The organism is Kutzneria viridogrisea DSM 43870 (assembly GCF_000525635.1).
In the GTDB taxonomy this organism is placed as follows: domain Bacteria; phylum Actinomycetota; class Actinomycetes; order Mycobacteriales; family Pseudonocardiaceae; genus Kutzneria; species Kutzneria viridogrisea.
The window spans coordinates 4,080,436-4,092,868 of record NZ_CP007155.1; the positions used below are offsets into that span (position 1 = coordinate 4,080,436).

Here is a 12,433-nt window from a genome sequence, read left to right on the forward strand (position 1 = left end):
CGGCGCACCGGGGCGCGGGTTCCACGCCGTGCTGATTTCACTCGCCTCACCCGGATTGCGCACCGGTGCCCTGCATCATCCGGTCGTAGTGGAGGGAAGTCGGTCGTGCCCGAACGCGGTGCCCTGCTGGCGGTCGAACGCTTCGACTTCGCGACCTCGGATCCCGAGGTCGTGCAGGCGAAGATCGGCGAGCTGTACGTGAAGAACCGGACCCACCACTCGAATAGAGGTGGCTTCACCTTGCGGGTGAGCCGTCACGCGGTTGGCGATCTGGGGATAGACCAGGTCCGGTGCCGCGGCTTGCTGTCGATGGACACCGAACCCTTCCGGGACCTGTGGTTCGGTTTCCTGCGGAGTGGCCGGTGGAGCGGCACCACCCGGCGGGAGGAACTGCGCGGCCAGACCGGGCTCACCTACACGCATCCGACGCGTGATGCGATTGCCTACACCCTGCGGGACCTGGACCAGTACGTCATGGCACTGCCCGCCGACGCGGTGCGGCGGGTGGCGGCCGAGCGGTTCGGCCACGACCAGGTTCGCTTCCTGGCCATGGCCCCGGTGAGCGCGCAGATGCAGGCCTATTGGAGGTCCGCGGGCGACTTCGCCCGCAGGCAACTGTGCGAGCCGGACAGCGTGCTGCGCGAGCCGCTGGTCCACGCCCAGATGATGGACCTGCTCGCCGGTCTGGCGCTCGCCACGTTCCCCAACTCCACCATGACCGCCGACTACCTGCCCGGCCCCGGTGGTGTCGGCCCGGCCACGCTGCGCCGGGCGGTCGCGTTCATCGAGGCCCACGCCGACCAGCCGCTCACGCTGTCCGGCATCGCCGCCGCCGCGAGGGTGAGCCCGAGAGCGTTGCAGTACGCCTTCCGGTCCCACCACAGCACCACCCCGCTGGGTTACCTGCGCAGGGTGCGCCTGGACCGCGCCCACCAGGACCTGCTCGCCGCCGACCCCGCGAGTGGCGACACCGTCCCGATGATCGCGCGCCGTTGGGGGTTCGGCACGCTCTTCCGGTTCTCCGCCCTCTACCGCGCGACCTACGGCCGGTCTCCCGGCCACACGCTGTCCTGCACCGTCCAGGAGCAGTGATCCGTGGCTGCCTCGCCTGCGCCGTCCCAGGACTTGCTGTTCCAGACCTCCGACCACGACCGCGCGGTACATCCTGCTGGGCCAGGTCGCCACCACTGCCGAGGCCCGTGAGGACACGCCGCTCCGGTTCACCGAGCCGCGCCCCAGCACATCGGCCGCCGCGGGCCCGCTGACAAGAATGATCGACTACCTGGACGGCGCCATGCGGGAACCGCTCGTGGCCGGTGCGGCCGGGCGGCTGCTGAGCGCGACAGTGCTGGCGATCTTCCCGAACACCGCGCTCACCGAGCCCACGATCGAGGACCGGCGCGACGCCCACCCGCGCACCCTGCGGTGTGCCATCGTCCTCATCGAAGACCACGCGCACCTGGACATCAGCGCCGCCGACATCGCCGCGGCCGCCCACGTCACCATCCGTGCGCTGCAGTACGCCTTCCGACGTCACCTCGACACCAGTCCGATGGGCTACCTCCGCCAGGCCCGTCTGCGGCAGGCCCACCAGGAGCTGCTGGCCACCGATCCCGGCACCGGGGTCACGGTCACCCAGGTCGCCGCCCGCTGGGGCTTCTTCACACCCCGGCCGCTTCGCCCACTACTACCGCGAAGCCTACGGCCGACCGCCCCACCAGACCCTGCTCCGCGACCTACCCTGGCCCGCCTCAGAGCAGACTCCGGACCGCGGCATGGAACCGTCCGGAGTCTGCTCTCCCGGGGGGCGGGGCGACGCGGTCCGGGGCGAGTTGCCCAGTGACCTTTACCGTCAGATGACAGTCTGCCGTCCCCGCGCGCTCCGGGCAGCACGCCAAACGAACCCGCGTCATGGCAGCCCAGCGGCCACACCATCCGCGAAACGAAACCCGGATCGGATCCACGGTTCTCGTCCGGGCCCCGCGTGCCGACCTCGAGCCACTGCCCACGCCAGCGCCACCTGTGCCGGAAGTCCTCTTCGGGCAGGTCCTCGAGCGAGGAGAACCTTCCGGCGGGAAGCCCTTACCGCAGAACAGGATGCGCGCGACCGGGAGGCGAGGGAACTACCCCAGGGGGCTCTCCGCTGCCAGGCTGGAGCGCGCCACGAACGGGAAGTCCTTGCTCGCCAACACCATCGCGCCGACACCGAGCCTGCTCGCCTGACATCCGTGTGCGGAGAACACCGCCCTGGACTGCGCCACTCTGACCCTGCCCATTGGACTGGGCGCACCCGGCAACGGGCACCTTCGGGCTGGCACGCACTGCCCTGCTGTACCGCCCAAGGGCTAGCGGGACGGAGCAAGCCCGCTCCGGGACATTGTTATTGCGCAAAGCAATCAGCGGTCAACGGTGTGTTACGACATTCGTGTGGACCGAGCCCAATGTCCTGCACGTCGACGGAGGCCCTGGCGATGCTGATGCCTTCACCGCCGCCGTCGTGAGGAGTGCACGTGCCCAGCGGTCAGGACCAACCCAGGGACGAGAAGGGAAGATGGGTCAAGGGATCTACGGCGGGGACGGTCGTCGGGGCGGCTGTGGTGGCCGGACTGGTCGCCACGGCGAGCGGCGCCGGGACCAGTGCCTCCATCGGGTCCGCGCTGGACGCCGGGGCGAGCGCGCGGTCGGGTTCGGGCAACACCGCGAAGAGCCGGGACGCCGCGGGCCGCGGGGACCGGCTCACCGCCTGGGAACGGGCTGGCCTCAAGGAGATCAAGAGGCAGGTCACCCATCAGCTCCGCTGTGGTGTCCAGTCCACCGGTGCGGTCCAGCGGTACTTCCTGGGACATCCCTGTGACAAGCTCGACCAGTTGCTCTTCCTCGTCAGTGACGGTCAGGGCAACGACATCCTCGGATCGGTCGTGTGGGTCACGATGCCCTCAACCGCGTCGGCCGCTGAGTTAAAGTCCATTGAGGACGTTGGCGGCAGCGGTGACGTGACCCAGTTCGGCACCGAGGCACTGGCGCTGGGCGGCATCAAGTTCACGGGAATGCACTACGCGTCCCGCTCCGACGGGCGGCTCATGGTTGTCGCGGAGACCGAGCCGGTGCACGGCAGTCCGTCGGACGCGCTGCTCAAGGACGTGGCGACCATCGCGGATCTGTTGCCCCCGTTGTGACCGCGTGCGCGGTCCTCCCAGGATCCGCCGCGTCCTCATCGCGAGTCGCGGGACAGTCCACGGCTCAGGTACTGGATTGTGCGCGTGGCAGTGTCGAAGGCGTCGGGATTCCCGGTTCGAGGAGATCCCACCATGTCCTGCTTCTTCGACCCTGCCACGGCACCGCGACCACGGTGGTCAACTGGCAGCCGCCGCACGGGGTTGCCCGGTCGATCGCGGTTGGACCGCGGCCTCAGCGACCGCGCGGACACCGTGATCACCCTGTTCCGCGCCGGAGCCACCCCGCCGCCGCGACCGACCTGGTGGTGGCGCGCACCGGTCAGGGCGTGCACGACCCGCAGGAGGCCCTGCTCATCGCCGGTCAGCCGCACGGCCTGCTGACCAGGCCGCTGCCCGGTGGCGGCGCGGCGATGGTGGCGCAGGACTGCACCGAGGCGGACCGGACAGACACCGCGTTCCTCCAGTACGTCCTCGGGGCACCGCGGTCATCGCCGCGCTGGTGGCACTGGTGAGCTGGCTGGTGCTGGGGCGGGCGCTGCGCCCTGGACGAACTGGTCCGGGGGTTGGTCGAGCTGGCCACCGACCTGCCCGCCGCGGCCGAGGACTCCGCGCAGCGGTTCCGGCACCGCACCGGCCGCACCGTCACCGTCATGGCCACCGACCCGGTCCCGGTGCTGGCCCGGCCGCGCGCGTCGCGGCGTTGAGATGCCGAGATCACCTGGCTGGAGTCGAGTTCGGCGAGGAATTCTCGCCTGCCATTGGTGTGCTGGCCATTTACCCGGCATGCCGGGCCGTCGCCCCACGGCAATCGAATCGTGGCCACTTCGTGCCAACTCGCACAACACCTCGCCGGGTGTTGGTGGAGTCCGTCGTCGACCGCCCTGATCTGTCCGCGAGAATTCCGCCGTGCTCGTCGAATCAACACCTGGAGATGTGGCGCGCATCACACTTACTGTACGGTGTTGGCGGAGCGGCGCGGCAGTGGTCCGGTTCGGCGCCCCAGAGGTCTGTCGCGCTGGGTCCGCGACTCCAATGGGTGCTCGAACTGCTCAACGGGCGGCCTCAGCCTGGCCCGGTAGATCACGATCTCGGTACGGTGGGGCCCGTGGAGCGGCGGTGCGTGCGGACCTGATGGGATTCTCGTCCTCTACGCTCGCCCAATCCGGTGATCAGCAGGCAGAAGGAAGGCTCGTTAGGTGGTTCCCGAGCAACTGAAGTACACCCCCGAGCACGAGTGGGTGGTCCTGGTCGGTGAGTCAGTGGTGCGCATCGGCATCACCGACTACGCCCAGAACCAGCTCGGGGACGTGGTGTTCGTCCAGCTACCGGAGGTCGGCGAGCGGGTGACCGCGGGCCAGACCCTGGGTGAGGTGGAGTCCACCAAGAGCGTCTCGGACATCTTCGCGCCGCTGGCCGGTGAGGTCACCGCGCGCAACGACGAGCTGGACGGCAGCCCCGAACTGATCAACACCGATGCCTACGGCGCGGGCTGGATGGTCGAGCTGCGGCTGGACGACGCGAGCGCGCTCGACGAGCTGCTGGACGGTGCGGGCTACAGGGAACTGGTGGACCAGGGCTGATGTCGATCTTTCAGAAGCTGTTCGGCTGGATGGGGAGCCGCTCCCGGCGCGATCAGTCCGGCACGGTAGGTTTGAGCGGTCCCGAAGGATCCACCAGCAGGAGGCGAGCTCAGGTGAGCACGAACGACGGGCCCGGTGTTCCGCCGGAGCAGTCCCCGGAGCGGACCACGATCTTCCGGGCCGACTTCCTCGCCGACGCCGAGGGCGTCGAGGCCCCGGTCCAGGAACCGGCTGTCGCCGGTGTCGACGCACTGCCTGCCGGGTCGGCCCTGCTGGTCGTCAAGCGCGGCCCCAACGCGGGTTCCCGGTTCCTGCTCGACCAGGACACCACCAGCGCGGGTCGGCACCCCGACAGCGACATCTTCCTCGACGACGTCACGGTCTCCCGCCGTCACGCCGAGTTCCGCCGTGAGGGCGGCGAGTTCCTGGTGATCGACGTGGGCAGCCTGAACGGCACCTACGTCAACCGGGAGCCGGTGGACCACGCGGTGCTGGCCAACGGCGACGAGGTGCAGATCGGCAAGTTCCGCCTGGTGTTCCTCACCGGCCCGGGTTCCGGGGGCCAGGGGGCGCAGTGACCTCGGCCGGGCGGCCACAGCGCGATGGGTTGAGCATCGGGGCGGTGCTGACGCAGCTCCGCCCCGAGTTCCCCGACGTGACCATCTCCAAGATCCGTTTCTTGGAGTCGGAAGGCTTGGTCCGCCCGGCGAGGACACCCTCGGGTTACCGCCAGTTCACCGAGGCCGACGTCGCTCGGCTGAGGTTCGTGCTGGCGGCCCAGCGGGACCAGTACCTCCCGCTGAAGGTGATCAAGGAGCAGTTGGACGCCGCGGACGGCTCAGCCCAGCCGCGGCCGTTGCGGGCACTGCGCGAGGGCGACGGCCTGCCCATCCCCGAGGACTTCGCAGGCGGCCACGAGGTGCGGATGACCCGTGAGGAGCTGTTCGCCGAGACCGGCGTGGACGCGCGCATGCTGTCCGAGCTGGAAACCTATGGCCTGGTCCGGCCCGGTGCCGCCGGGTTCTACGACGCCGACGCCGCGCAGTTGGTGCGCACCGCCGTCGCGTTGACCGGCTTCGGTGTTGAACCCCGTCACCTGCGGGCCTTCCGCGCCTCGGCGGACCGGGAGATCGGTCTGCTCCAGCAGATCGTCGCCCCGCTCTACCGCCAGCGTGACCCCGACGCCCGCCAGCGCGCCGACGAGGTCGTGCGCGAGCTGGCCTCGCTCTCGGTGGCACTGCACGTACTCCTGGTCAAGACCGGGCTGCGAGGGGCCGTCGGTGGGTGACCTGGTGATCTTGGCAACTGTATTACAGGCGAGCGTCGTGCCCGCATGGCGGGTAGCGTCGGATCACACGGTGGGGGATCCTCGTGAGTACGGGGACGCCACGGTCGTGCACTGAGGGAGGCGAGACCCGATGAGTGAGATGCGCGTTGTCGGCGTCCGGGTGGAGCTGCCCGCGAACAGCCCGATCCTGCTGCTGCGTGAAGCCAACGGCGACCGCTACCTGCCGATCTGGATCGGTCAGGCCGAGGCCACGGCGATCGCGATCGAACTGCAGGGTGTGCGGCCCGCACGACCGCTCACCCACGACCTGCTCAAGGACGTGATCGGCGCACTGGGCAGGCAGTTGCAGCAGGTCCGCATCACCGACCTGCAGGAAGGCACCTACTTCGCCGAGTTGGTCTTCGAGGGCGACATCCGCGTCTCCGCGCGCCCCAGCGACTCGGTGGCGCTGGCACTGCGCGTGGGCGTGCCGGTGCACGCCGAGGAGGCCGTGCTCGCCGAGGCCGGGCTGATCATCCCGGACGAGCAGGAGGACGAGGTCGAGAAGTTCCGGGAGTTCCTGGACTCGATCTCCCCAGAGGACTTCCGCGGCGCCGATACGTGACCCGCTGCGCTCTTGGCGATCCTCCGGATCGCGGCGTCTCCGCTTAGGTCCAGAGACCGGTGCGAAGACGCGGCCCCCGGGGCTGGCGGAGTGTGGTGCCCTCGCTCGTGACTGGTCTCTTTTGACTGCTGGACAGACGCGGTCGGCCTGACTCGGGGCGGTCCAGAGACCGGCGCGGAGACGGTGCCCGCTGCGCTCTTGGCGATCCTCCGGATCGCGGCGGGGCCCCCGAGGCTGGCGCTCCTGGCGGGGTGGGTGGGCTCCCGACTTTTGGGGGCTGTCGGGGTGGGGTGTGCTGGTTAGGCTGGCCGACCGCCATCGTCTAGCGAGAGGTCAGCAACCCATGCGCAGGAGCCGGGTCCTCGCCATCGCCACGCTCGCCATCGCACTGAGCGTGACCGGAGTCGTGTCCGCCAGCGCCGCACCCGCCACGGTCCAGTCGGGGCAGGCGGCCACGGCCGCGGCCGCCGACACGGCCTGCACCTACACCAAGGCGGTGCCCGCCGACCGGTTCAAGGGCATCCCGGTGTTCGACGCCGCCAAGGCCGCCAAGCCGTACACGGCCAGACTGCACACCAGCCAGGGCGAGATCGCCTTCCAGGCCCTCACCGACAAGGCCCCGTGCACGACCTTCTCCTTCCGCTTCCTCGCCGAGCACGCCTACTTCGACCGCACGCACTGCCACCGGCTGACCACCCAGCGGATCTACGTGTTGCAGTGCGGTGACCCGACCGGCACCGGCAGCGGCGGCCCCGGCTACTCCTTCCCCGACGAGAACCTGACCGGGGCGACCTACCCGGCGGGCACGGTGGCCATGGCCAACGCGGGCCCGAACACCAACGGCAGCCAGTTCTTCTTCGTCTGGCAGGACACCAAGCTGTCCCCGGCCTACACCCCGTTCGGCCGGGTCACCGCGGGCATGGACGTGCTGCGCAAGATCGCCGCGGCCGGTGAGGACGACCAGAACAATCCCGGGGACGGCTTCCCGAACCTCTCGGTGCGCTTCCGGCACGTGTCGATCTCGTCTCGGTGATCTTGAGGAAAGAGTTTTCCCGGTACTGGTTGACAGGGAAAACTCTTTCCTCACTCTCCGTAGATCGCTTCATCGATTCGGGGAAGCTCCACTGCGGAGCGTCACCATCAAGTCGACATTGAGGGTTTGGCCTCCCGCGCGTCGCGTTGACCCGTCCCATGGCCCGACTTACCGTCAGGGAGGAGTCGGGCGCGCGTCGTGGTCAGCCACCAGTGCGTCCCGTGTCGTCGCCGGTCGTCAGACCGGGCGAGGGGAGGCAGTCGTGGTCGAGCAGAGCCTCGACAATGAGGGGCCCAGCAGGGCCGCAGCCGGCGAGCAGGGTGCCCTGTTCCCGGACGCCTCGCTGCCCGACGAGATGGTCGGCTACCGCGGCCCCGCGGCCTGCCAGATCGCCGGTATCACCTACCGGCAGCTGGACTACTGGGCGCGCACCGGCCTGGTCGCGCCCACCGTGCGCAGCGCGCACGGCTCGGGCAGCCAGCGGCTGTACTCCTTCAAGGACCTGTTGGTGCTCAAGGTGGTCAAGCGGCTGCTGGACACCGGGGTCTCCCTGCAGAACATCCGGGTCGCCGTGGACCACCTGCGCCGCAGGGGAGTGCGCGACCTGGCCAGGATCACGCTGTTCAGCGATGGTACGACCGTGTACGAGTGCACGTCCCCGGAAGAGGTCGTGGACCTGCTCCAGGGCGGGCAGGGCGTGTTCGGCATCGCGGTCAGCGGGGCCATGCGCGAGATCAGCGGCACGATCCACGAGTTCCAGGCCGAACGGGCCGACGGGGTCGTCGAGGAGCTGGAGCCGCTGTCCCAGGACGAGCTCTCGCACCGCAGGCGCGCCCGCCGCACCGGCTGACTCACGGTGTTCGCTAGTCGTAACACTCGCGGGGTAGGCTTGCCCCGCAAGTCGTAAACCCCGTGCGGGAGAGTTCGGGCCGGTAGCCAGCCGGTTCGGCGCCGAAGGAGCAACCCCTCCCCGGAACCTCTCAGGCGGCCAGGACCGCACGGGTGAGACGCCTCTGGAAAGCGGGTCGGCCTCGTGCCGGCCCCGCCGACGGTGCAAGCCCGCTCGCGGGTGAAGCTCTCAGGCGCCCGTAGCCGGGCGGGGACAGAGGGGGAGGGCAACGGCAGCACACACCCGTGTGCGGCCTGTGCCCTGTACCCGGAGGCCCTGAATGACGATGGACCGCATCCCGCTCGCAGCGCTGGAGCACGGCACCCCCTTCGCCGACCGACACGTGGGACCGCGCCCCGCAGAGCTGGCCAAGATCCTCGACGTGATCGGCGTCGGCTCGCTGGAGGAACTGGCCCAGCGCGCGGTGCCCGCGGGCATCCGCGGCGGCGACGTGGCCCTGAACCTGCCCGCGCCGGCCACCGAGACCGAGGCGCTGGCCGAGCTGCGCGCGCTGGCCGACCGCAACAACCCGCTGGTGCAGATGATCGGCCTGGGCTACTACGGCACGGTCACGCCCGGGGTCATCCTGCGCAACGTGCTGGAGAGCCCGGCCTGGTACACCGCCTACACCCCGTACCAGCCGGAGATCTCCCAGGGCAGGCTCGAGGCGCTGCTCAACTTCCAGACGATGGTCGCCGACCTGACCGGGCTGCCGGTGGCCAACGCCTCCATGCTCGACGAGTCCACCGCGGCGGCCGAGGCGATGACCCTGGTGCGCCGCGCGGGCCGGTCCAAGTCCAGCCGCTTCGTGGTCGACGCCGACACCCTGCCGCAGACCATCGCGGTGATCGAGACCAGGGCCGAGCCGCTGGGCATCGAGGTGGTCGTGGCCGACCTGTCCCAGGGCATCGAGGGCCTGGGCCTGGGCGGGGACTTCTTCGGCGTGCTGCTGTCCTACCCCGGCGCCAGCGGCGTGGTCCGCGACCAGGAGGCGCTGATCGCCGAGGTGCACCAGGCCGGTGCCGCCGCGGTGGTCGCCGCCGACCTGCTCGCGCTGACCCTGCTGCGCGCCCCCGGTGAGATCGGCGCCGACGTGGTGGTCGGCACCAGCCAGCGCTTCGGCGTGCCGATGGGCTTCGGCGGCCCGCACGCCGGGTACATGGCGGTGCGCCAGGGCTTCGAGCGCCAGCTGCCGGGCCGCCTGGTGGGGGTGAGCGAGGACGCCGACGGCAACCGCGCCTACCGGCTCGCGTTGCAGACCCGCGAGCAGCACATCCGCCGGGAGAAGGCCACCAGCAACATCTGTACCGCCCAGGTGCTGCTCGCGGTGATCGCCTCCATGTACGCGGTCTACCACGGGCCGGAGGGGCTGCGCGGCATCGCCGAGCGCGCGCACCGCATGGCCACCGTGCTGGCGGCCGGGCTGTCCGAGGGCGGCGTGACCGTGGTGCACGGCGAGTTCTTCGACACCGTGCTGGCCGAGGTGCCCGGTGGCGCCGAGCAGGTCGTGGCCAGGGCCCGCGAGCTGGGCGTGAACCTGCGCCTGGTGGATGCCGACCACGTGGGCGTGGCCTGTGACGAGCTGACCACCCGCGCGCACCTCGCGCTGGTGTGGCAGGCGTTCGGCGTCACGGTGCCCGACGTGGACGCCCTGGACAACGACACCGCCGACGCCGTGCCGGTCGCGCTGCGCCGCACCTCGGAGTACCTGACCCACCCGGTGTTCCACCAGCACCGCTCCGAGACCGCGCTGCTGCGCTACCTGCGCTCGCTGTCGGACAAGGACGTGGCGCTGGACCGCAGCATGATCCCGCTGGGCTCCTGCACCATGAAGCTCAACGCCACCACGGAGATGGAGTCCATCACCTGGCCGGAGATCTCCCAGCTGCACCCGTTCGCCCCGGCCGCCGACGCCGAGGGCCTGCTCAGCATCGTCACCGACCTGGAGCACTGGCTGGCCGAGATCACCGGCTACGACGCGGTGAGCATCCAGCCCAACGCGGGCAGCCAGGGCGAGTTCGCCGGTCTGCTGGCGATCCGCGCCTACCACCGCTCGCAGGGCCACGGTGAGCGCGACGTCTGCCTGATCCCGGCCAGCGCGCACGGCACCAACGCGGCCTCGGCCGTCATGGCGGGCATGCGCGTGATCGTGGTCCGCTGCGACGACAAGGGCAACATCGACCTGGAGCACCTGCGGTCCACTGTGGACGCCCACCGGGACGACCTGGCCGCGATCATGATCACCTACCCGTCCACGCACGGGGTGTACGAGGACACCGTGCGCGAGGTATGCGGGCTGGTGCACGACGCGGGCGGCCAGGTGTACGTGGACGGTGCGAACCTCAACGCGCTGATCGGCCTTGCCCAGTACGGCAAGTTCGGCTCGGACGTCTCACACCTGAACCTGCACAAGACCTTCTGCATCCCGCACGGCGGCGGCGGCCCCGGCGTCGGCCCGATCGGCGTGCGCGCGCACCTTGCGCCGTTCCTGCCCAACCACCCGCTGCAGCCCACCGCGGGCCCGGCCACCGGTGTCGGCCCGATCAGCGGTGCGCCCTGGGGCAGCGCCTCGATCCTGCCGATCTCCTGGGCCTACGTGCGCATGATGGGCGCCGAGGGCCTGCGCCGGGCCACGCTGACCGCGGTCGCCGCGGCCAACTACATCGCCCGCAGGCTGGACGAGCACTTCCCGGTGCTCTACGTGGGCGAGGGCGGCTTCGTCGCCCACGAGTGCATCCTCGACCTGCGGCCGATCACCAAGGCCACCGGCGTCACCGTGGACGACGTGGCCAAGCGGCTGGCCGACTACGGGCTGCACGCGCCGACCATGTCCTTCCCGGTGGCGGGCACGCTCATGGTGGAGCCCACCGAGAGCGAGGACCTGGCCGAGATGGACCGCTTCTGCGAGGCCATGATCGCCATCAAGCGGGAGATCGACCGGGTCGGCTCGGGCGAGTGGTCGGTGGAGGACAACCCGCTGCGCAACGCCCCGCACACCGCGGCCTGCCTGACCGAGCAGGAGTGGCAGCACCCCTACACCCGGCACGAGGCCGTGTTCCCGGCCGGGGTCGGCGCGACGAAGATCTGGCCGCCGGTGCGCCGCATCGACGGGGCCAAGGGCGACCGCAACCTGGTCTGCTCCTGCCCCCCGCTGGAGGCCTACCAGTCCTGACCCGGACGCCATGAAAGTGCCGTTCCTCGCACTCAGTGCGAGGAACGGCACTTTCATGGCACCGAGTTAGGGGGCCAGGACCGGGAAGTAGGTCTGGACGGCCCCGGTGGCCGGGTCGTAGTACCCGGCCAGTTCCAGGTCACGCCACAGGCCGGACCAGGCGCCGGTCTGCTCGTCGTAGCGGGCCTCGGCGCTGTGCCACGCGCCGGTGGCGGCCTCCTGCACCTCCTGTGCCGACCAGTCGGGTGGGAAGTGGGTGCGGTCCACGAGCGCCGGACGGCCGCCGGTGGGCGGGGTGCGGTGCGTGGTCATCCGGCCCACCGCCGGGTACCCGTCCGGGCGGGCCAGCGCGGGGTCGGCGGCGGAGTTGAGCAGGAAGGCGCGCAGCCCGGAGAGCACGGGCCAGAACAGGGCCTCGGGCACGGGCAGCGGCTGCCACCGGTCGTACAGGCTGCCGATGAGCACCCCAGCGGGCTGGAAGTCGATCCAGCAGCCGTTGCCGTTGACGGTCTCCCTGTTGCTGGCGGCCTGCCGGAGCACTCGCGAGAACTGGTCGAGCGCCGCCAGGTTCGGCTGCACGTCGGTGTGCAGCCAGGCCGCGAGCGGCCGGTAGTCCGGCACCATGGTGATCCGCAGCCGGTGCCACTGGTCGTAGCCGAAGCTGATTTCCTCGCCGGTGTCGAACATCGCC

At 70.5% G+C, this 12,433-nt stretch carries 14 protein-coding genes and 1 riboswitch; of the genes, 12 read left to right on the plus strand and 2 right to left on the minus strand.

The genetic code is table 11. The annotated features are described in order from the left end of the window. Window positions 1-105: 105 nt before the first annotated feature. Both KALB_RS48540 and KALB_RS18205 read left to right on the plus strand, forming a co-directional pair. On the plus strand, window positions 106-1,092 hold the full coding sequence (locus KALB_RS48540; protein ID WP_025357146.1) for a helix-turn-helix domain-containing protein: 987 nt from the start codon (window positions 106-108) through the stop codon (window positions 1,090-1,092). Window positions 1,093-1,270: 178 nt separating this feature from the next. Further along, entirely contained in the window at window positions 1,271-1,843 is a 573-nt protein-coding gene (locus tag KALB_RS18205; protein WP_051912895.1) for a helix-turn-helix domain-containing protein, read from the plus strand. 280 nt (window positions 1,844-2,123) lie between these two features. On the opposite strand, the gene KALB_RS47620 is transcribed toward KALB_RS18205, so the two are convergent. Then, the gene (locus tag KALB_RS47620) at window positions 2,124-2,276 is read right to left on the minus strand and encodes a hypothetical protein (RefSeq protein ID WP_158510765.1); all 153 of its coding nucleotides are present in this window, start codon (window positions 2,274-2,276) and stop codon (window positions 2,124-2,126) included. A 234-nt stretch (window positions 2,277-2,510) separates the two neighbouring features. Between KALB_RS47620 and KALB_RS18210 the strand changes: the two genes are divergently transcribed. The 10 genes from KALB_RS18210 to gcvP all read left to right on the plus strand — a co-directional run bounded on the left by KALB_RS18210 (window position 2,511) and on the right by gcvP (window position 11,742). Then, entirely contained in the window at window positions 2,511-3,176 is a 666-nt protein-coding gene (locus KALB_RS18210; RefSeq protein ID WP_025357147.1) for a hypothetical protein, read from the plus strand. Window positions 3,177-3,481: 305 nt separating this feature from the next. Further along, window positions 3,482-3,688, plus strand: a complete 207-nt coding sequence (locus KALB_RS44020) for a hypothetical protein (protein ID WP_148309514.1) — start codon at window positions 3,482-3,484, stop codon at window positions 3,686-3,688. A gap of 51 nt (window positions 3,689-3,739) precedes the next feature. Then, complete coding sequence (locus tag KALB_RS47625) at window positions 3,740-3,880, plus strand: hypothetical protein (protein WP_158510766.1); 141 nt, start codon at window positions 3,740-3,742, stop codon at window positions 3,878-3,880. A gap of 492 nt (window positions 3,881-4,372) precedes the next feature. Then, window positions 4,373-4,756, plus strand: a complete 384-nt coding sequence (gene gcvH, locus KALB_RS18220; protein ID WP_025357149.1) for a glycine cleavage system protein GcvH — start codon at window positions 4,373-4,375, stop codon at window positions 4,754-4,756. Window positions 4,757-4,869: 113 nt separating this feature from the next. Next, window positions 4,870-5,334 (plus strand): glycogen accumulation regulator GarA, encoded by a 465-nt coding sequence (gene garA, locus KALB_RS18225; RefSeq protein ID WP_025357150.1) that lies wholly within the window; start codon window positions 4,870-4,872, stop codon window positions 5,332-5,334. After that, the gene (gene ftsR, locus KALB_RS18230) at window positions 5,331-6,044 is read left to right on the plus strand and encodes a transcriptional regulator FtsR (protein WP_081789386.1); all 714 of its coding nucleotides are present in this window, start codon (window positions 5,331-5,333) and stop codon (window positions 6,042-6,044) included. The genes garA and ftsR overlap by 4 nt, the downstream gene beginning before the upstream one ends. Before the next feature lie 130 nt (window positions 6,045-6,174). After that, window positions 6,175-6,648: a bifunctional nuclease family protein gene (locus KALB_RS18235; RefSeq protein ID WP_025357152.1), complete on the plus strand. Its 474-nt coding sequence runs from the start codon at window positions 6,175-6,177 to the stop codon at window positions 6,646-6,648. 343 nt (window positions 6,649-6,991) lie between these two features. Next, window positions 6,992-7,681 (plus strand): peptidylprolyl isomerase, encoded by a 690-nt coding sequence (locus KALB_RS18240; RefSeq protein ID WP_025357153.1) that lies wholly within the window; start codon window positions 6,992-6,994, stop codon window positions 7,679-7,681. Between the two features lie 262 nt (window positions 7,682-7,943). Beyond that, on the plus strand, window positions 7,944-8,531 hold the full coding sequence (locus KALB_RS18245; RefSeq protein ID WP_025357154.1) for a MerR family transcriptional regulator: 588 nt from the start codon (window positions 7,944-7,946) through the stop codon (window positions 8,529-8,531). Between the two features lie 55 nt (window positions 8,532-8,586). Further along, window positions 8,587-8,688: riboswitch (glycine riboswitch) on the plus strand. A 168-nt stretch (window positions 8,689-8,856) separates the two neighbouring features. Continuing rightward, the gene (gcvP, locus tag KALB_RS18250) at window positions 8,857-11,742 is read left to right on the plus strand and encodes an aminomethyl-transferring glycine dehydrogenase (protein ID WP_035967197.1); all 2,886 of its coding nucleotides are present in this window, start codon (window positions 8,857-8,859) and stop codon (window positions 11,740-11,742) included. A gap of 66 nt (window positions 11,743-11,808) precedes the next feature. Here gcvP and KALB_RS18255 read toward each other — a convergent pair whose 3' ends face one another. Beyond that, window positions 11,809-12,429 (minus strand): hypothetical protein, encoded by a 621-nt coding sequence (locus KALB_RS18255; protein ID WP_025357156.1) that lies wholly within the window; start codon window positions 12,427-12,429, stop codon window positions 11,809-11,811. Between the last annotated feature and the right edge of the window lie 4 nt (window positions 12,430-12,433).

Bases quoted from the DNA above. Each gene is read 5' to 3' on its own strand.
- KALB_RS47620 (WP_158510765.1), bottom strand. From the start codon at position 2,276: ATGGGCAGGGTCAGAGTGGCGCAGTCCAGGGCGGTGTTCTCCGCACAC.
- KALB_RS18240 (WP_025357153.1), top strand. From the start codon at position 6,992: ATGCGCAGGAGCCGGGTCCTCGCCATCGCCACGCTCGCCATCGCACTG.
- KALB_RS18235 (WP_025357152.1), top strand. From the start codon at position 6,175: ATGAGTGAGATGCGCGTTGTCGGCGTCCGGGTGGAGCTGCCCGCGAAC.
- KALB_RS18205 (WP_051912895.1), top strand. From the start codon at position 1,271: ATGATCGACTACCTGGACGGCGCCATGCGGGAACCGCTCGTGGCCGGT.
- gcvP (WP_035967197.1), top strand. From the start codon at position 8,857: ATGGACCGCATCCCGCTCGCAGCGCTGGAGCACGGCACCCCCTTCGCC.
- KALB_RS18255 (WP_025357156.1), bottom strand. From the start codon at position 12,429: ATGTTCGACACCGGCGAGGAAATCAGCTTCGGCTACGACCAGTGGCAC.